Origin of the sequence: Mesorhizobium sp. M2E.F.Ca.ET.219.01.1.1 (assembly GCF_004016445.2) — a bacterium.
GTDB lineage: Bacteria > Pseudomonadota > Alphaproteobacteria > Rhizobiales > Rhizobiaceae > Mesorhizobium.
In genome coordinates, this window is sequence record NZ_SADT02000002.1 from 367,504 (window position 1) to 384,680 (window position 17,177).

A 17,177-nucleotide genomic window follows, 5' to 3' on the forward strand; every position below is an offset into this window, starting at 1 on the left:
TGGACAGGGGAATGAGATGTTCGTGACATCTGCCTTTGCGCAAGAAACAGCGCCGGCCGCGGCCGAAGGCGATACGCATGCGGGCACCGCGGTGCCTACGCCGGAACATGAAGCGTTCCCGCCGTTCGACGCCAAGACCTTCCCCTCGCAGATCCTGTGGCTGGTCATCACCTTCGGGCTCTTCTACCTGTTCCTGAAGCGCGTTGTGATGCCGCGTCTTGGCGGCATCATAGATGTCCGCAACGACCGCATCACCCAGGACCTCGACCATGCCGCAAGGCTGAAGGGCGAGGCGGATGCCGCCGTTGCCGCCTATGAGCAGGAACTGGCGGAGGCCAAGGCCAACGCCAACAAGATCGGCCAGCAGGCAAGCGACGCCGCCAAGGCTGAAGCCGAAGGCACGCGCAAGAAGCTCGAAGCCGAGCTCGAGAAGAAGCTTGGCGAGGCCGAGGCGAGCATCGCCTCGATCAAGGCCAAGGCGATGAAGGAAGTCGGCACGATCGCCGAGGACACCACGTCGGCCATCGTCGAGGCGCTTGTCGGCGGCAAGGCCGACAAGTCCGAGATCGCGGCCGCGGTCAAATCCGCGAGCCGGTGAGGAGCGCATCATGACCGCTACGTCTCTTGCTACACTTTGGGCAACGATTGCCCTGATCATCTTCATCGGCGCCATCATCTATCTGAAGGTGCCGGGCATGCTCACCAAGTCGCTGGACGCCCGCGCGGCCAAGATCAGCAGCGAGCTTGAAGAGGCCCGCCGCCTGCGTGAGGAGGCCCAGCAGCTGCTCGGCCAGTACCAGCAGAAGCGCAAGGAAGCCGAGAAGGAGGCCGCCGACATCGTTGCCGCGGCCAAGCGCGAGGCTGAGTTGCTCGCCTCCGAGGCGCACAAGAAGACCGAGGACTATGTAGCCCGGCGCACCGCGCTTGCCGAGCAGAAGATCAGCCAGGCCGAGCGCGAGGCCGTCAGCGAAGTGCGCGCCAGCGCCGTCGACATCGCCGTCGAGGCCGCCCGCGCGCTGCTCGCCGCCAAGGTCGACGTGAAGGCCGGGGCGGATCTATTCAAGTCGGCGCTGGATGACGTGAAGGCCAAGTTGAACTGAGCTTATCGCTGTCACCAATCAGAAAGCCGCCTGGGCAACCCGGCGGCTTTTTTTGTTGTCGAAGGATCGCAGCAGTGCGTCGCAAGCCAAGCGGCTAACCTGGAGCGTTTCACCGTTTCACGGAAACGGTGAACCGCTCTATCCCTTTGTTTTTACGCAATTCCGGATGGAAAACCGCTCACACTTTTCCTGGAATTGATCTAACGCGTGCCGCCATTCCATCATGAATAGCCAGAGCCGCATGGCGGGCTACAGCGTGACGGAGAGTATGCTGCCGAGAGCGTTCATGACGAGCTCACGGCTATGCCGCACGTGCCGCAAGGCCGCATTCTCTGATGCCTTGGCATCCCCTGCCACGAGCGCGTCGATCAATTCCTCATGCTGTTGCCGTTGGAGCTCGTGGTCCAGCAGCAAGCGCTGCCGATCTTGGCTGGAGAACAATCCGATGTGAAGCAATCTCTGCATTTCATCGAGCAAGGACTCGATAACCCGAGCCATCCGCTCGTTTCCGGACGCCCGAGCGATCTCGACATGAAAGTCTCTGTTGTTCTTCAGGAATTGCAGATCGTCAGGCGTATCGTCCCGAAGGAATGGGCCGGCGCCCAGTGTACGAAGCGCCTTCTCATCGACACGCCCCGCGGCAGCGTATGCCGCGGCAGGTTCCAGCAGCATTCTAAGGTCGAAAACGTCGTTCGCAGTCCTGCCGCTGACCGGGGCAACGATGTAGCCGCGTCGGGGGATGGTGTTGACCAGCCCTTCCTGGCTAAGTCTCGACAAAGCTGAGCGTATAGGTGCAAGGCCGAGTCCGTAGTGGTTGGCCAATCCCGCTTCGGTGACTTCAGCTCCGGGCTTCAATCTGCACAGGATCACGTCGTTCTTGATAAGGTCGTAGGCCTCATCAGTCAGACGTCGCCGCGGCGGCAATGCGAAATTACCTTCTTCGTTCATCGTCCAACCGTGGCCAGTCGTAGCAGAGCGTACCGATCGAACACACTTGACACATTTGGTCGTTTCGCGCTACAAGAAATATCTGTGAAATGTTACAAAAATTTCAGTGTTGACCCTAGCTGCTCGATATGGTCGGAGCGATGGAAGACGTCCCGCTTGCCGGTTCGAAAAACGGCACGAATGATCGCAGTGTCGCGCCGATATCCGACGCCGATATCCTGTGCCGGCTCACCGCCACTGAGCTCACGAGCCTCTATCTGAAGCGAAAGGCCTCACCGGTTGAGGTCGTCCGATCCGTACTCGCCAGGGCGGCGAGCATCAATGAGCAGTTCAATGCCTTTGTCTTCCTGGACGATGAGGGAGCCATGGCCGCCGCCAAAGAATCCGAACGGAGATGGCTGAACGGCGCGGCGCTCGGTCCTCTCGACGGAATTCCAGCTACGATCAAGGATTTGATGACGGTCAAAGACTGGCCCACGCGCTTCGGCAGCACGGTTACAGCTGGCGAGTGTTCTCAAGCCGATGCTCCTTCTGTTGAAGCATTACGAGCGGTCGGCGCCGTGTTGATTGGAGCAACCACAACGCCAGAGTTCGGTTGGAAAGCTGTTACCGACAGCCCATTGTCTGGAGCGACGTCGAACCCGTGGGATCCGAAGTTGACATGCGGGGGATCGTCGGGAGGCGCATCTGTTGCCGCGCTCACCGGTTGCGGAAATCTGCATCTTGGCACAGACGGGGGCGGGTCGGTGCGAATACCTGCCGCTTTCACCGGGGTGGTCGGCCACAAGCCTAGTTTTGGCCGGGTGCCGTACTATCCGCCAAGCGCGTTCGGCACTCTCGGTCACATCGGGCCGATTGCTCGTACGGTCGAGGATGCTGCGCTGATGCTCGGCAGCATGACGGTCCGCGACCCACGGGACTGGAGCCAGCCTACAACGGAATTCGCATCCCCGGTGCTCGACCGGCGGAGGGAATGGCGGGGTTCGCGGATCGGCCTATGGTCAAAGCCGATCGTTGGCGAAGTCGATCCGGAAATCCTCGCCGCGGTGGTTCGGGTCGCCCACCTGCTGGAGGAGGCGGGTGCGGCGGTCGAACCGATCAGCCTGCCGGGTGGAGACGTATTGGCGACCTTCAACATCCTCTGGTTTGCCGGTGCGGCAAACAGGGTGTCCAAGATCGCCGACAAAGACCGACTGCAACTCGATCCGGGTTTGCTTCGTGCAGCGGAAATCGGCGGATGCTTCGCGGCGTCTGAGTATGCGCAAGCGCTATTGCACCGTTCGGTCTTCGGCGGCGAAATGGATCGGCTTCTCAAGACCTATGATTTCGTGATCTCGCCGACCGTGCCGGTCACAGCCTTTCCGCTTATGCACGATGTCCCGCCTGGATCTACTTACCAGGAATGGACCGAGTGGGCATGTTTCAATTTTCCCATAAACCTCAGCCAGCAGCCCGCATGTTCTGTGCCCATTGGCCTAACCACTGGCGGGCTTCCAATCGGATTTCAGATTGTCGGCGCAAGAGGAGCGGACGCGGACGTATTAGGCGCAGCCATGCAAGTGATGGAATTTGTGGGGAAGATAGACGGCTCTTCGTCATAAATGAGGGAGGAGAAAGATATGAATTCGAATACGATCACATGTATCGAAGATCTCCGGCAGCTTCACAGGAAGAGAGTTCCCAGGGCATTCTTCGACTACGCCGATCGCGGTTCGTATAGCGAGCAGACCTTGCGCGAGAATCGAACGGACTTCGAAAAGATCAAATTCCGGCAGCGTGTTCTGGTCGATGTATCCAGGAGGAACACGTCTACCGTGCTGCTGGGCGAGGCAATTTCAGTGCCGCTCGTTCTGGCGCCAGTCGGCTTGGGAGGGCTTCAATATGCCGACGGGGAAATTCACGCTTGTCGCGCTGCGCAGACGGCGGGCATTCCATACACGTTATCGATTATGTCGATCTGCTCGATGGAGGATGTCGCAGCCGCTGTCAAAAAACCCTTCTGGTTTCAACTGAGTTTGCTAAAGGACCGCGGCTTCGTCAGATCGCTCGTGGAACGCGCGATCGCCGTGAAATGCGACGCGATTGTCCTGACGGTGGACCTGCCGGTGCTGGCGCAACGACATGCCGACATCAAGAACGGCATGACGGTGCCGCCGAAGTGGACTTTCGGCAAGTTTGTCGACTTTGCGAGCAGGCCGGCATGGGTCGCCAGCGTGATGCGCGGCAAGAGGAAGACGTTCGGGAATCTCGTCGGACAATCCGGCAACCAAAAGATAGAATCGCTTGCCGCATGGATGAATGAGCAATTCGGCACGAGCCCGACGTTGAAAGACGTGGAGTGGGTTCGAAGCATATGGCCTGGAAAGTTGATCGTTAAGGGCATCGGCGACGCCAAGGATGCGCGTGACCTCGCGAAAATTGGGGTGCAAGGCCTGGTGGTTTCAAACCATGGCGGACGTCAACTTGACGGTGGCAGATCCACGATCTCGGTGCTGCCCGAAATTGCGGATGCGGTGGGCGCCGATTTGGAAGTTCTGGTAGATGGAGGGGTTCGCTCCGGCCAGGATGTGATGCGCGCGTTGGCTCTCGGGGCAAAGGCGTGCATGATCGGCAGGGCTTATGTTCACGGCCTGGGTGCCGCGGGCGAACAAGGAGTTGCCAAGGCCATCGATCTCATCCGCAAGGAATTCGACGTCACAATGGGCCTGACCGGAACCGTCCGGGTTGATGAAATAGATCGCCGAATACTCGCCTAGCTGTCTGCGTCGTACAACGAGCGGAGATCAGCAGTCGCCGTCACTCCAACCCGGCCAAGCTCTCTTCTTCCTCAACCGCTTCCGCCCCGCCCAGCCTGAACGGCGCGAACGAGGTCCGGTGCAGCCTTGCCACCGGGCCATGCGCCTCGATGGCGGTGCGGTGCCGGACTGTCGCATAGCCCATATGCACTTCGAAGCCGTAGTGTTCGTGATGGCCGCCGCAGCCGCACATCATGCGGTCGCGCATCACCTTGGCGACGATCGAGGCTGCGGCGATCGACTGCGAGCGCTGGTCGCCCTTGATCAGCGCCCGGCCTTCGCAGGCGAGGCCGGGCGGAACGTCGCGGCCGTCGGCCAGGGCGAGTTTCGGCTGCAGCGAGAGACCCGCGGCGGCGCGGCGCATCGCTTCGAGACTCGCTTTCAGGATGTTGCTGTTGTCGATGCCCTCGGCGCTGATCGAGGCCATCGAGACGCTGAGCGCCGAGCCGAGAATCTTGAGAAACAGCGCCTCTCGCTGCAAATGGGTCAGGCGCTTGGAATCGTCGAGGCCCTCAGGAATATTGGCGGGGTTGAGCACCACCGCCGCCGCCACCACCGGCCCGGCGAGCGGACCGCGGCCTGCCTCGTCCATGCCGGCGACCGGCCACAGCCCATCGGCCATCGCCTTCGTCTCGATCGAGAAGTCGGGCTTCTCGACCATTTCAAAGAGAAGCGGAGAATCGGAACGCGCGCGAGCCATGGTGCGGCGAGGTTCGCATCGGCTCCGATTCTCCGCAAGTCCCTCCGGGTCGGGTGGGGCGCCGGACCGGGAGGGCACCGTCTCACAGCCGGGGGACAGGGGCCGGACGGGATACTTCAAAAGGACTGCGCCTCCAGACGGAAAACGGCTTTGCCTGGAATTGCTTAGGGCCGGCCGTCAGGGCCGGCGCCGTCTTCAAAGCAGCATCAGCTGCTCGCCGGCGCCGGAGCCTGCGACGAATTGATCGATGCGAAGCTGTCGTCGTTCGGCATTGAGGCCGAGACGCTTGGCGGCGATCTCGAAGCGCCGGCCGATCTGCCAGGCATAGGGTCCGGCGCCTTTCATGCGCTTGCCCCATTCGGAATCATAATCCTTGCCGTCGCGCATCGAACGGATCAGCGACATCACATGCCGGTAGCGATCCGGATAATGCCGCAACAGCCAGTCCTTGAAGATTGGCGCCACTTCGAGCGGCAGGCGCAGGATGACGTAGCCTGCCTCGCGCGCCCCGGCGGCCCGCGCCGAATCGAGGATGCGCTCCATCTCCGGATCGTTGAGGCCGGGAATGATCGGCGCCACCATCACGGAGGCCGGGATGCCGGCGTCCGACAACTGCCTGATCGCCTCCAGCCGCTTCGTCGGGGTCGACGCGCGCGGCTCCATGGTTCTGGCCAGCATGCGGTCCATCGTCGTCACCGACAGCGCCACCTTGGCAAGGCCGCGCTCGGCCATGCGCGACAGGATGTCGATGTCGCGCGTCACCAGCGCCGACTTCGTCACGATGCCGACCGGGTGGCCACGCGCCTCCAGCACCTCGAGGATCTCGCGCATGATCCGGTACTGCTTCTCGATCGGCTGATAGGGATCGGTGTTGGTGCCGATGGCGATCGTGCGCGGCTGGTAACCCGGCTTCGACAATTCCCGGTCCAGCATGCGCGCCGCATCCGGCTTGGCGAACAGCTTCGATTCGAAATCCAGCCCCGGCGACAGACCCATGAAGGCATGCGTCGGCCGGGCGAAGCAGTAGACGCAGCCATGCTCGCAGCCGCGATAGGGATTGATCGAACGGTCGAAGGAAATATCCGGCGATTCGTTGCGGGTGATGATGGTGCGCGGCTTCTCGACCTGCACCTCGGTCTTGAAGGGCGGCAACTCTTCCAGCGAGTTCCACCCGTCGTCGAAGACATGCCGGCTGACCGGCTCGAAGCGGCCGGACGGGTTGATGCCGGCCGAGCGGCCGCGATTGCGGTCGGGCCGCACGCGCATGCCGCTCTGCTCGATCATCGCGTTTGCCATCTCGGCTCTGCCTGCTCCGAAAGCGGCAATGTCGGCGCGCACGATCTGTTCCATTTTCGCCCTCTCCCAGGGACTGTCGGCAGGCTGTCGAATCGCTCTGTTCATGAAACTATTCCTATTTTCTTGATGAGAACAAAGCAAGAACTTTTTCGGCTGGAAGCGTGAACTGGCGCAAGCCTCCGCTTTCCGCTATTCGGCTAGGCATGCTCAGCGTTCTCATTGAGACCCGGAACGACGAAGAGGGACTTGCCCGCACGCTCGCCTCGCTGGTCGGCGGCGCGGTCGAGGGCGTCGTGCGCGACGTCATCGTCTGCGATCAGGGCTCCACCGACCAGACGCACCGCGTTGCCGAGCATGCCGGCTGTCACTATGTGACCAGCGGCATCGGCGCCGGCATCGGCCAGGCCAAGGGCGACTGGCTGCTGCTTCTGGAACCCGGCGCCCGGCTCGCCGAAGGCTGGATCGACGAAGTCGTCGCCCACACGGCGAAGCAAACCATGCCGGCACGCTTTTCGCGTGCCCGCGCCGATCGCGCGCCTTTTCTGGCCCGCGTCTTTTCGGGCAACCGCGCGCTCGCCGAGGGTCTCGTCATCAGCAAGCGCCAGGCCTCCGCTCTGGCAAAGAGCGCGCGCGGTGCGGAGGCCCTGGCGCGCGGCCTGGCGACCAGGCGGTTGAACGCCGAAATCTGGGTCGCGCCGCCAAAGTGACGCCGGCATATCGGCTTGGATCGGTGGAGCGGTGAGGCGGGTTCACAGCCCCCGAACTTCCACCGGCATCCAGGCGCTGCGGCGCCTGGCCAGGCGTTGCTCCCGGTTCTCGGCATCGTAGCGGACCGGGATAGGCTTGCGGGAGAACAGCTCGCGATCGTCGAGCGCGTTGACGATAACGATCGCCCTGGCGTCTTCGCCTTCTCCGGCGACTGCCGCGACATAGACGCCGCACTCGCGGCAGACGAGATAGTCGGCTGTGCGCAGGCCGAAGCGATAGGTCTGCAGGCGTTCCCTGTCGGTGACCGAGATAGCCAGCCTGCCGTTCGGATCGGCGGCCGCGCGCGAGCCGTGCCGGGTGCAGAACGAGCACTGGCAGGCGCGGACTTCCAGTTCGGCCGGGTCGAGAGTGGTGGAGAAATTCAGGCGGATATTACCGCAATGGCAGCCGCCGCTGTGAACGCCCATGATGGATTGTCCCTTGTTCGCGCACACAAGGTACTTTGCCAGCGCCGGCTTCGAAATGGCGCCACAAAGCCGTCAGCGCCTTTCGGCCTGTAAAGTGGAGGCCGACCGGGTGCTTTGCCTATGCTTATGAGGCGGGCTCGCCGCCGCGCCTGAGATGCTCGTCCAGCCGCGGCATGATCTCGACGAAGTTGCAGGGCATGTGACGGTAGTCGAGCTGAGCCTTGATGATGCCGTCCCAGGCATCCTTGCAGGCGCCGGGTGAGCCCGGCAGCACGAAGACGAAGGTGGCGTTGACGACCCCGCCGGTCGCCCGGCTCTGGATCGTCGAGGTGCCGATCTTGTCGTAGGAGATGCGGTGGAAGACTTCCGAAAAGCCGTCCATGCGCTTTTCGAAGATCGGCTCCAGCGCTTCCGGTGTCACGTCGCGGCCGGTGAAGCCGGTGCCGCCGGTGGTGATGACGACATCGATCGTTTCGTCCTTCGACCAGCCGAGCACCTTGTCGCGGATCTTCTCGCGGTCGTCGGTCACGATGTCGCGCGCGGCAAGCACATGGCCGGCTTGCGTGATGCGGTCGGCCAGCGTCTGGCCGGATTTGTCGTCGGCGAGGCTGCGCGTGTCGGAGACGGTCAGCACCGCGATGCGCACCGGGATGAAAGGCCGGCTCTCGTCAAGCTTCGCCATCGCTCCCCTCCATGCTGCGGGTGGCGGCCACGAACCAGTCGGGGTGGCGCGCGCGGATCGCGATCGCCGCGCGCTTGGCGACGTTGCCGGTCTCGAACAGGCCAAAGCATGTGGCGCCGGAGCCCGACATGCGCGCGAAGGCGGCGTCAGCACGTTTGAGTGCGTTGAGCGCTTCGCCGATCGCTGGTTGGATCGATCGGGCAGGGGGCTCGAGATCGTTGCGGGTCGTCTCCAGCCAGTTGCGGATGGCGTGGAATTCGAGGCGCTTCGGCAGCGGCGGCAGCGGCGGCAGCGCCGCGTTGTCGCGGCTGGAGAGCGCCTTGAACACGTCCGGCGTCGAGACGGCAACGCCCGGATTGACCAGGACGAGGCCGAGCGCCGGGAACGCGGAGAGCGGCGACACCTCGTCGCCGATGCCGCGCGCGACCAGCGGCTTGCCCTTGAGGCACATCGGCAGGTCGGCGCCGAGCGAAAGCCCGATCCGGGCCAGCGAAGTGTCGTCGATATCGAGCTTCCAGATCCGCGCCAGGCCGTTGAGCGCGGCCGCCGCGTCGCTGGAGCCGCCGCCGACGCCCGAGGCGACCGGCAGGTTCTTTTCCAGCCTGATGGCGACGGGAGGCGTGCGCTGCGCGCCGACTTCCCGGCGCAGGGCATCGCGCGCCTTCACCACCAGATTGCCGTCGTCGAGCGGCAGGCCGGCGGCATATCGGCCGGATACGGAGAACTCGTCGTGCTCCGCCGGCTCGATCTCGAGCCGGTCGCCAAAGCGTGTGAAGACGGCAAGGCTGTCGATGAGATGATAGCCGTCGTCGCGCCGTCCGGTGACATGCAGCGCCAGGTTGATCTTGGCCGGCGCGAGCCACGTCCGGACCTCTGTGCCGGGCTCCAGGATGTCGGCTGCTGGCGAGATGGCTTCAGTCCTTGGCGAGACGATATTCGCCGGTCTTGGGATCCTTGACCAGCGTGCCCATCGTGCCGTTCGCCGCCTGTTTCTCGGTGCGCCGGATCTTGGCCGTCACGCGCTCGGCCTCGCGCACGAAAGCGCGGTAGCCGAAATAGGCGGCGGCACCGACAACAGCGAAGAAAACGATCTGCGGCATGTCCAAACTCCTCCCGCGTCCTCGCGGCAAGGCCGGCCGGATGGGCTCGGTCAAGCGATCATGCTATCCGCAATCATGGCTTTTTCAAAGCCCGAAGCGCGCCCACAGCGCGCGCTCTTCCGCCGCATCGAGGATGCCGCCGGCCGCGGCCTGCGCGATATCGGGCGCCGAGAAGCGCGAGCCGAACAGGCCGAAACGGCCAAACAGGCCGCGCGGCGCGGTGATCAGCTTGAGCTGCGTCTTGTCGCCGAAACGGGTCTTGAGCACGCTGCGCATGTCGCCCAGCGCATCGACAAGGCCGAGCTCGAGGCCTCGCTTGGCGGTCCAGAACAGGCCGGTGAACAGGTCCGGGTCGTCCTTCAGCTTGCTGCCGCGCCGCTCCTTGACGAGATCGATGAAAGTCTCGTGCACTTCAAGCTGGAGCGCCTTCAGCCGCTCGACGTCCTCCTTCTTCTCGGGCTTGAACGGATCGAGCACCGCCTTGTTCTGCCCGGCGGTGTGGACGCGCCGCTCGACGCCGATCTTCTTCATCAATTCGGGGAAGCCGAAGGAGGCCGAGACCACGCCGATCGAGCCGACGATCGAGGACGGGTCGGCGAAGATCTCGTCGCCGGCGACCGCGATCATGTAGCCGCCGGAAGCCGCCACATCCTCGACGAAGACCAGCACCTTCTTGTTCTTCTCCGCCGCCAGGTCGCGAATGCGCTTGAAGATCAGCCGCGACTGCACCGGCGAGCCGCCCGGCGAGTTGATCGAGATGGCGACCGCCGGCGCGTCGAAGCCGAACGCCTTTTCGATGAGGCCGGCCGTCGAGGCGAGCGACAGGCTCGGCCGGAACTGGCCGCCGCCGGCCATGATGGCGCCCTGCAGCCGGATGACCGGAATGGTGACGACTGTCGAGCGCCAGGATTTCGGCAGCAGGCGGTTGAAAAGGCGTTTCACGAACGGGTATCTCCGGACAAGATGCAAAGGAGCAGGGTAAGATCAGGCAAGTCGGTAATGTCTTTCGGGCGCGATGTCACCTTGCCTGCCATGTAGGCATTCGCCGCCTAACGGCAATGCCGCATCGCACGGCTGGGATCAATCGCCGAACAGCGATGCCAGGCCGTTGTTGATCATTTCCGTTCGCTCGCTCGGCGCGTTTCCGGATGGTCCGTGCAAGGCGAGTGGCGGGCGGATCGACAGTTTCCCGCGCGCGCCGAGCACCGCCCTGACGACGATGCGGATCGCCGCCGCGTCCGGACGCGGATGCACGCACAGCAATTCGGCATCGCCGAAGCGCCCCTCGATCGCAGCGAGGATGGCGACGAGCTGCTCGGGCCGGGCGATGACGGCCAGCCCGCCACGCGGCCTGGCGACGGCGGCGGCGCTCCTGATCCAGCGCTCGAACAGCCCGTCCTCGCCAACATGCGCCTGCCGGCGCAGCGCGTCGGGCGTCGAGCGGTCCTCGGCCGCGTTGAAAGGCGGGTTCATGATGACGAAGTCGAAGGAATTATTGGCGAGCCCGGCTTCAGCGCGCGTCCGGCCGGTCAGCGTCACGTCGGCCGTCAGCACGCAAGCGCGGTCGCCGAGATGCGCATTGCCGGGATGCGAAAGCGTGGCGGCGGCGAACCCGGCCATTTCGGCGGAGCGCTCGACGAGGACGGCCCGTGCCGCCGGGCAGCGCGACAGCACGGCAAGGGCGGCAGCGCCGGCGCCGGCGCCGAAATCGGCGAGCCGTCCGGAAAAGCCGGTCGGCAACGCGGCCGCCAGCATCATGGCGTCCGTGCCGGCGCGGTGGCCGCCCTGGCTAGGCTGCACCAGCCAGAAGCGGCCGCGATGGAAGGCATCGACCGTGTGCGCCGGCGTATCTGGGGCGGGGACGGTGGTGGTTGCCATTACTTCTGGCGGATCTCGTTTTCGATGCCGGCATCCTTGAGGATGCGGCGCGCCACGTCGGCCTTGTCGGCGTCGACCATGACACGCTTCTGCAAAAGGCCGATCGACCCTTCGAGCACGCTCATATTCTGGTCGGCGACGAAACAGGCGATGCCGGCGTCGCGCATCAGCGATTCGACAAAGGAGATCACGACGGCGTCGTTGGTGCGGACAAGCTCGATCATGGAACGAAAATCGCAGGTTGTGGCGTTCGTGTAAACGTGCGGGTGGACAAGAGCGTCGGCCAAGCCGCGCCAATTCGCCTCTTGCCGTGCCCGGTTGTACCGCCCTAGAGTCGACGCGGGATTAAGGGTACGCGTCAAATTGACGGGAGTTGTCGTGGTGGGTGTCGTTCTCAACATCGAAGGCAAGCGGGAACCCGCTTCCATCAAGGATCTGATCGATCTGACGGCCGCCGACATGGGACGCGTCAACGAGCTGATCCTGTCGAAGGCCGGCTCCGACGTCGAGATGATCCCGGAGATCGCCAACCACCTGATCTCTTCCGGCGGCAAGCGGCTCAGGCCCATGCTGACACTGGCCGCCGCGCAGATGTTCGGCTATTCGGGCGAAGGCCATGTCAAGCTCGCGACCGCGGTCGAGTTCATGCACACGGCGACGCTTTTGCATGACGACGTGGTCGACGAGAGCGCGCTGCGCCGCGGCAAGAAGACGGCGCGTATGATCTGGGGCAACCAGGCCAGCGTTCTGGTCGGCGATTTCCTGCTCGGCCAGGCGTTCCGCATGATGGTCGAGGTCGGTTCGCTGGAAGCGTTGGACATCCTGTCGGCCGCCGCCTCCATCATCGCCGAGGGCGAGGTGATGCAGCTTGCCGCCGCCAAGAACCTCGATACCACCGAGGACGAGCATTTCGCCGTCATCAAGGCCAAGACCGCGGCGCTGTTCTCGGCCGCGGCCGAGGTCGGGCCGGTGATCGCCCAGGCCTCGCGCACCGATCGCGCCGCGCTGCGCTCCTACGGCATGAATCTCGGCCTCGCCTTCCAGCTCATCGACGACGCGCTGGATTATGGCGGGTCGAGCAAGGATCTCGGCAAGAATGTCGGCGACGATTTCCGCGAGGGCAAGGTGACGCTGCCGGTGATCCTCGCCTACCGGCGCGGCACCAAGGCCGAGCGCAGCTTCTGGAAGCGCGCCATCGAGGAAAACGTTACCGACGATGCCGGGCTCGAAAAGGCGATCGGCCTGATGGCCCGCCATGGCGCCATCGCCGACACGATCGGTCGCGCGCGCCATTTCGGCGAGATCGCCCGCGATGCGCTGGCGCCGCTCGAAGCGACGCCGCAGAAGTCGGCGCTGATCGACGTCATCGATTTCTGCATCAGCCGCGTCAACTGAACCTGCTTGGCTCCCTGCGCCTGCCTGGCATCCGCCGGGCAGGGCGCCTGTGAATCCCGATCCGGCCGTCTCGACAAAGGGCGGCGCGGCAAATTATCTATAAAATATGGCCAGCACAGAAGACACGATCGCCGTCCGCATCAGCAAGGAGCTGGCGGCCCGCATCATTTCGGGCGCGATCGAGCCCGGATCGAGGCTGCGCCAGGACCATGTCGCCGAGGAGTTCAACACCAGCCATGTCCCGGTGCGCGAGGCTTTTCGCCGCCTTGAGGCGCAAGGGTTGGCGATCAGCGAGCCTAGGCGCGGCGTGCGCGTCGCCTCCTTCGATCTCAGCGAGGTCAGGGAAGTGGCCGAGATGCGCGCCGCGCTCGAAGTGCTGGCGTTGCGCCATGCCGCGCCGCATCTGACGGCGTCCATCCTCGACCAGGCCGAGGAAGCGACCAAGGCCGGCGACAAATCCCGTGACGTCCGCTCCTGGGAGGAGGCCAACCGCACCTTCCACCGGCTGATCCTGGCGCCCTGCAACATGCCGCGCCTGCTCTCCACCATCGACGACCTGCACGCGGCGAGCGCCCGGTTCCTCTTCGCGGCCTGGCGCTCGGAATGGGAAACCCGCACCGACCAGGACCACCGCGCGATCCTGAGCGCGCTGAGGCAAGGCAACACCGAATCGGCCGCCGCGACGCTCGGCCGCCACGTCCAATGGATCGGCCAGAAACCGGTCAAGACCGCCTCCGGCAGAACCCGCGACGCCTTCGCCATCGTGGGGTAGTGACGGGCGATTGGCAATTAGCCGAGGCCTCTCAACCTCGTCATTCCAGGGCGGAGCAAGGAGCGAAGCGACGCGCGCAGACCCTGGAATCCATGCCGTTACCTTCGCCGAAAAATAGAGGTGGTGCAGAACATAGCGCCGTTCTGCCGTCGTGACGCCCATAGGTTCCGGCATGGATCCTAGGGTCTTCGCTCCGCTTCGCTTCCGCTCCGCCCGTGGATGACGAACCTGCGGGCTTGCCATTGTCACGAAAATATGGATTCGATAATAGATCGAATAAAGAAATTATCTATAATTTCACACAAGCCAGGGAAGACACCGTGACCAACGCAGCCATTTCGACCCAAAAACCCTCCTTCAGCCCGCTCAAGCTGCACAGCCGTTCGCTCGCCTGGCAGATCGGCGCCGTCGTTCTTGGCTCGCTATTCCTGGCGCTGTCCTCCTACATCGAAGTGCCGATGGTGCCGGTTCCGGTGACCATGCAGACCTTCGCCGTCACGCTGGTCGGCGCGCTTTACGGCTGGCGCTTCGGCACGCTCACCATCGCCGCCTGGCTGGTTGAAGGCGCGGCAGGGTTTCCGGTGCTGGCCGGCGGAGCGGCCGGAATACAGCATTTCGTCGGCCCGACCGGCGGCTACCTCCTCGCCTTCCCGGTCGTCGGCGCCGTCGTCGGCTGGCTGGCCGAGCGCGGCTGGAACGGCAACCGCGTCCTGCTTGCCTTCGCCGCCATGCTCATCGGCAACCTGCTCTGCCTGGTTCTGGGCACAGCCTGGCTTGCGGTCATGATTGGCGCCGGGAAAGCCATCACCTTCGGCTTCCTGCCCTTCATCGTCGGCGGTCTGCTCAAGTCGGCGCTGGGCGCGGCGACGCTGAAGCTGGTTTCGGGCAATAGGCCGGCCGATTCCCGGTAGCAGCCGGGCGGATGATCGAACCCAGATGACTGTCAGGCTCCGCGCCCATCATCTGCTTTGCCTGCTGACCTATGTCGGCAAGGGCTACTCGCCGGCCTTCACCGCCAACTACAACGTGGTGGTGAAGCGCCTGGCCGGCGGCGAGGATATTTTGATCGTTTCCGGCCCGGACGACATCTGCGTCCCGCTGCTGAATGAGTCGGAGCCGCACTGCCTGGGCGAAAGCGCCGCCGGGCGGGACGCCGTCGCGGCGCAGGACGTCGCCGATCTCCTTGGCCGGCCGCTCCCGGCCGGCGCCAGGCTCGAGCTCAATACCTCGACGCTGGCGCGGATGCGCGAGGCCTTTTCATCCGGCCTGACGCGCAAGGCGTGCCCGGGCTGCGAGTGGTTCGAGCTGTGCGGCACGGTCGCGGCGGGCGGCTTTCGCGGAACACGCATTTAAGCGGATATGTCGAAATTCAGCCGCCGATCCCCATATTTTCGCTGACTGGCATCGTTTGTTAAGCGGGATGATTGGATTGTGATTCGCTTGCCGATTGAAGCCTGACCGCAAAAAGGCCATGCTTTGACCGGAAAAGTTCGAGTCTGTGGGGCGGTCCTCCAAGGGCGGGATCGCATCTGGCTGAAAGGGATACGATGCGGCAAGGACGTGCGCGCTGGCTGACGAGGCTGGCATTTTTGACCGGAGTGGCGCTTTGGGTGCTGCCGGTCCAGGCCAAGGAAGAAGCCAAACCGCTGCAGATCACGTCTTTCTCGGGCGCCTATCTTGCGGCCCATATCGCCGAAAGCGACAACGACCTCGACGACGCGATCGCCTATTACAAGCAGGCGCTGGCCTTTGCCCCCGACGACAAGGACCTGCAGCAGAGCCTGATGCTGGCGCTGGTCTCCCAGGGCCGTTTCGAGGAATCGCTGGTCTATGCCGACAAGCTGAAGGAAGTGCCCGATGTCGAGCGCTTCTCGCGCCTGGCGCTGGCGGTCGATTCCTTCCACAAGAAGGACTACACCAAGGCGCAGTACTGGCTGAAGCTGTCGCTCGAATCCGACCTCGACCGGTTGCTCTCCGGCGTCATGGACGGCTGGGCCAAGCAGGGTGCCGGCAATGCGTCCGAGGCCATGGATGCCATCGACAAGCTGCAAGGCCCCGATTGGTTCGGCCTGTTCAAGTCGTTCCACCGCGCGCTGATCGCCGATGCCGCCGGCCTGAACGACAAGGCCGATGCGATCTACGCCGCTACCTTGGCCGACACCGCGGCCGGCGGCTCCGCTCCCGAAACCTGGATGCGCAATGCCCAGGCCTATGCCTCCTTCCTCGCCCGCAAGGGCGACAAGTCGAAGGCTGAGGCGGTGTTGAACCAGGCCGAGGCCTTCGCCCCGGGCAAGCTCGAGATCACCACGCTGCGCGACCGCATCGCCAAGGGCGACAAGATCGAGCCGCTGGTCGCCGGCCCGGCCGACGGTGCGTCCGAAATCCTGCTCGACCTCGCCACCGCGCTCAATCGTGGTGGCGGCGAGCCTTTCGTGCGGCTCTATTTGCAATATGCGTTGGCGCTGAAGCCGGACAGCGACGCAGCGCTCGTGCAGCTTGCCGCCGTTGCCGAGCAACTGAAGGACGGCGAGGGCGCGGTCGCGCTCTACCGTCGCATTCCGGAATCCTCGCCGCTGAAAGAGCTTTCCGACCTGCAGATCGGCCTCAACCTTGCCGATCTCGACAAGCATGACGAGGCGATTTCCCATCTCAAGGCCTATCTCGACAAGCACCCGGACGACATGCGCGCATATCTGGCGCTTGGCGGCGTCTATGGCTCGAAGGAAGATTTCCGTTCGGCGGCCAATCTCTACGACAAGGCCGTCGAGCAGCTGAAGACGCCGACCGCCGCCAACTGGAACATCTTTTACCAGCGCGGCATCGCCTATGAGCGGCTGAAGGAATGGCCGAAGGCCGAACCCAATTTCCGCAAGGCGCTGGAGCTGCAGCCCGACCAGCCGCAGGTCATGAACTATCTCGGCTATTCCTGGGTCGACATGAACATGAACCTCAAGGAAGGCCTGGCGATGATCCAGAAGGCCGTGGATCTGCGGCCTAACGACGGCTACATCGTCGATTCGCTGGGTTGGGCCTATTTCCGCATGGGCCGCTTCGACGACGCCGTGCGCGAGATGGAGCGCGCCGTCTCGCTGAAGCCGGAAGATCCGGTCCTCAACGACCATCTGGGCGACGCCTACTGGCGCGTCGGCCGCAAGCTCGAGGCCACCTATCAGTGGACCCAGGCGCGCGACCTGAAGCCCGATCCGGATGTGCTCGCCACCCTGCAGCAGAAGCTGCTCAAGGGCCTTCCGCCGATCGAATCCAACACCGCGCAGGAAACCCCGAAGGTGAAGCCGGACCCGACGCCCGCGCCGAAGGGCTGAGTGTTGCGCTATT

At 64.0% G+C, this 17,177-nt stretch carries 20 protein-coding genes; 10 read left to right on the plus strand and 10 right to left on the minus strand.

The features are described 5' to 3' along the window. The first annotated feature begins 16 nt into the window (after positions 1-16). Together EN862_RS12160 and EN862_RS12165 are read left to right on the plus strand one after the other, a co-directional pair. Positions 17-598, plus strand: coding sequence for a F0F1 ATP synthase subunit B (locus EN862_RS12160; RefSeq protein WP_127867018.1), 582 nt, complete (start codon positions 17-19; stop codon positions 596-598). Between the two features lie 10 nt (positions 599-608). Further along, positions 609-1,100, plus strand: coding sequence for a F0F1 ATP synthase subunit B (locus EN862_RS12165; protein ID WP_127867019.1), 492 nt, complete (start codon positions 609-611; stop codon positions 1,098-1,100). 249 nt (positions 1,101-1,349) lie between these two features. Here EN862_RS12165 and EN862_RS12170 read toward each other — a convergent pair whose 3' ends face one another. Continuing rightward, a complete protein-coding gene (locus EN862_RS12170) occupies positions 1,350-2,048 on the minus strand; it encodes a GntR family transcriptional regulator (protein ID WP_127867020.1) in 699 nt (232 codons plus the stop codon). Positions 2,049-2,188: 140 nt separating this feature from the next. Here EN862_RS12170 and EN862_RS12175 point away from each other — a divergent pair, with 140 nt between their 5' ends. Together EN862_RS12175 and EN862_RS12180 are read left to right on the plus strand one after the other, a co-directional pair. After that, positions 2,189-3,649 (plus strand): amidase, encoded by a 1,461-nt coding sequence (locus EN862_RS12175; protein WP_127867021.1) that lies wholly within the window; start codon positions 2,189-2,191, stop codon positions 3,647-3,649. A gap of 18 nt (positions 3,650-3,667) precedes the next feature. Beyond that, on the plus strand, positions 3,668-4,804 hold the full coding sequence (locus EN862_RS12180) for an alpha-hydroxy acid oxidase (protein ID WP_127867022.1): 1,137 nt from the start codon (positions 3,668-3,670) through the stop codon (positions 4,802-4,804). A gap of 40 nt (positions 4,805-4,844) precedes the next feature. Here the strand turns inward: EN862_RS12180 and EN862_RS12185 are convergent, their stop codons facing one another. Together EN862_RS12185 and EN862_RS12190 are read right to left on the minus strand one after the other, a co-directional pair. Next, on the minus strand, positions 4,845-5,543 hold the full coding sequence (locus EN862_RS12185) for a ribonuclease HII (RefSeq protein WP_127867023.1): 699 nt from the start codon (positions 5,541-5,543) through the stop codon (positions 4,845-4,847). Between the two features lie 195 nt (positions 5,544-5,738). Then, entirely contained in the window at positions 5,739-6,893 is a 1,155-nt protein-coding gene (locus EN862_RS12190; protein WP_127867024.1) for a PA0069 family radical SAM protein, read from the minus strand. A 149-nt stretch (positions 6,894-7,042) separates the two neighbouring features. Here EN862_RS12190 and EN862_RS12195 point away from each other — a divergent pair, with 149 nt between their 5' ends. After that, positions 7,043-7,546 carry a glycosyltransferase gene (locus EN862_RS12195; RefSeq protein ID WP_127867025.1) on the plus strand — a complete coding sequence of 168 codons (504 nt, stop codon included), beginning with the start codon at positions 7,043-7,045 and terminating at the stop codon, positions 7,544-7,546. Positions 7,547-7,588: 42 nt separating this feature from the next. Here EN862_RS12195 and EN862_RS12200 read toward each other — a convergent pair whose 3' ends face one another. The 7 genes from EN862_RS12200 to EN862_RS12230 all read right to left on the minus strand — a co-directional run bounded on the left by EN862_RS12200 (position 7,589) and on the right by EN862_RS12230 (position 11,898). After that, complete coding sequence (locus EN862_RS12200) at positions 7,589-8,014, minus strand: aldehyde-activating protein (RefSeq protein ID WP_127867026.1); 426 nt, start codon at positions 8,012-8,014, stop codon at positions 7,589-7,591. 124 nt (positions 8,015-8,138) lie between these two features. After that, the gene (moaB, locus tag EN862_RS12205) at positions 8,139-8,696 is read right to left on the minus strand and encodes a molybdenum cofactor biosynthesis protein B (RefSeq protein WP_127867027.1); all 558 of its coding nucleotides are present in this window, start codon (positions 8,694-8,696) and stop codon (positions 8,139-8,141) included. After that, the gene (locus tag EN862_RS12210) at positions 8,683-9,585 is read right to left on the minus strand and encodes a 4-(cytidine 5'-diphospho)-2-C-methyl-D-erythritol kinase (RefSeq protein WP_127867028.1); all 903 of its coding nucleotides are present in this window, start codon (positions 9,583-9,585) and stop codon (positions 8,683-8,685) included. The genes moaB and EN862_RS12210 overlap by 14 nt, the downstream gene beginning before the upstream one ends. A 25-nt stretch (positions 9,586-9,610) precedes the next feature. Continuing rightward, positions 9,611-9,796: a hypothetical protein gene (locus EN862_RS12215; protein WP_095816374.1), complete on the minus strand. Its 186-nt coding sequence runs from the start codon at positions 9,794-9,796 to the stop codon at positions 9,611-9,613. Positions 9,797-9,880: 84 nt separating this feature from the next. After that, positions 9,881-10,738, minus strand: coding sequence for a S49 family peptidase (locus EN862_RS12220; protein WP_127867029.1), 858 nt, complete (start codon positions 10,736-10,738; stop codon positions 9,881-9,883). Positions 10,739-10,876: 138 nt separating this feature from the next. Further along, entirely contained in the window at positions 10,877-11,674 is a 798-nt protein-coding gene (locus EN862_RS12225) for a methyltransferase (RefSeq protein ID WP_127867030.1), read from the minus strand. Continuing rightward, positions 11,674-11,898 carry a DUF2007 domain-containing protein gene (locus EN862_RS12230; RefSeq protein WP_040991013.1) on the minus strand — a complete coding sequence of 75 codons (225 nt, stop codon included), beginning with the start codon at positions 11,896-11,898 and terminating at the stop codon, positions 11,674-11,676. Before EN862_RS12230 ends, EN862_RS12225 begins: the two co-directional genes overlap by 1 nt. A 157-nt stretch (positions 11,899-12,055) precedes the next feature. On the opposite strand from EN862_RS12230, the gene EN862_RS12235 reads away from it, so the two are divergent. From EN862_RS12235 to EN862_RS12255, 5 genes are all read left to right on the plus strand, one after another. Then, the gene (locus EN862_RS12235; protein WP_095816371.1) at positions 12,056-13,069 is read left to right on the plus strand and encodes a polyprenyl synthetase family protein; all 1,014 of its coding nucleotides are present in this window, start codon (positions 12,056-12,058) and stop codon (positions 13,067-13,069) included. 106 nt (positions 13,070-13,175) lie between these two features. After that, complete coding sequence (locus EN862_RS12240) at positions 13,176-13,841, plus strand: GntR family transcriptional regulator (protein WP_127867031.1); 666 nt, start codon at positions 13,176-13,178, stop codon at positions 13,839-13,841. 320 nt (positions 13,842-14,161) lie between these two features. Further along, complete coding sequence (locus EN862_RS12245) at positions 14,162-14,752, plus strand: biotin transporter BioY (protein ID WP_127867032.1); 591 nt, start codon at positions 14,162-14,164, stop codon at positions 14,750-14,752. Positions 14,753-14,777: 25 nt separating this feature from the next. Further along, a complete protein-coding gene (locus EN862_RS12250; protein WP_127867033.1) occupies positions 14,778-15,194 on the plus strand; it encodes a DUF1284 domain-containing protein in 417 nt (138 codons plus the stop codon). A 194-nt stretch (positions 15,195-15,388) separates the two neighbouring features. Continuing rightward, positions 15,389-17,164, plus strand: coding sequence for a tetratricopeptide repeat protein (locus tag EN862_RS12255; RefSeq protein WP_127867034.1), 1,776 nt, complete (start codon positions 15,389-15,391; stop codon positions 17,162-17,164). Positions 17,165-17,177: the final 13 nt, after the last annotated feature.

Excerpts from the sequence above, each read along its gene's own strand:
- EN862_RS12160 (WP_127867018.1), top strand. The coding sequence starts at position 17 with ATGTTCGTGACATCTGCCTTTGCGCAAGAAACAGCGCCGGCCGCGGCC.
- EN862_RS12165 (WP_127867019.1), top strand. The coding sequence starts at position 609 with ATGACCGCTACGTCTCTTGCTACACTTTGGGCAACGATTGCCCTGATC.
- EN862_RS12170 (WP_127867020.1), bottom strand. The coding sequence starts at position 2,048 with ATGAACGAAGAAGGTAATTTCGCATTGCCGCCGCGGCGACGTCTGACT.
- EN862_RS12175 (WP_127867021.1), top strand. The coding sequence starts at position 2,189 with ATGGAAGACGTCCCGCTTGCCGGTTCGAAAAACGGCACGAATGATCGC.
- EN862_RS12180 (WP_127867022.1), top strand. The coding sequence starts at position 3,668 with ATGAATTCGAATACGATCACATGTATCGAAGATCTCCGGCAGCTTCAC.
- EN862_RS12185 (WP_127867023.1), bottom strand. The coding sequence starts at position 5,543 with ATGGCTCGCGCGCGTTCCGATTCTCCGCTTCTCTTTGAAATGGTCGAG.
- EN862_RS12190 (WP_127867024.1), bottom strand. The coding sequence starts at position 6,893 with ATGGAACAGATCGTGCGCGCCGACATTGCCGCTTTCGGAGCAGGCAGA.
- EN862_RS12195 (WP_127867025.1), top strand. The coding sequence starts at position 7,043 with ATGCTCAGCGTTCTCATTGAGACCCGGAACGACGAAGAGGGACTTGCC.
- EN862_RS12200 (WP_127867026.1), bottom strand. The coding sequence starts at position 8,014 with ATGGGCGTTCACAGCGGCGGCTGCCATTGCGGTAATATCCGCCTGAAT.
- moaB (WP_127867027.1), bottom strand. The coding sequence starts at position 8,696 with ATGGCGAAGCTTGACGAGAGCCGGCCTTTCATCCCGGTGCGCATCGCG.
- EN862_RS12215 (WP_095816374.1), bottom strand. The coding sequence starts at position 9,796 with ATGCCGCAGATCGTTTTCTTCGCTGTTGTCGGTGCCGCCGCCTATTTC.
- EN862_RS12225 (WP_127867030.1), bottom strand. The coding sequence starts at position 11,674 with ATGGCAACCACCACCGTCCCCGCCCCAGATACGCCGGCGCACACGGTC.
- EN862_RS12230 (WP_040991013.1), bottom strand. The coding sequence starts at position 11,898 with ATGATCGAGCTTGTCCGCACCAACGACGCCGTCGTGATCTCCTTTGTC.
- EN862_RS12240 (WP_127867031.1), top strand. The coding sequence starts at position 13,176 with ATGGCCAGCACAGAAGACACGATCGCCGTCCGCATCAGCAAGGAGCTG.
- EN862_RS12250 (WP_127867033.1), top strand. The coding sequence starts at position 14,778 with ATGACTGTCAGGCTCCGCGCCCATCATCTGCTTTGCCTGCTGACCTAT.
- EN862_RS12255 (WP_127867034.1), top strand. The coding sequence starts at position 15,389 with ATGCGGCAAGGACGTGCGCGCTGGCTGACGAGGCTGGCATTTTTGACC.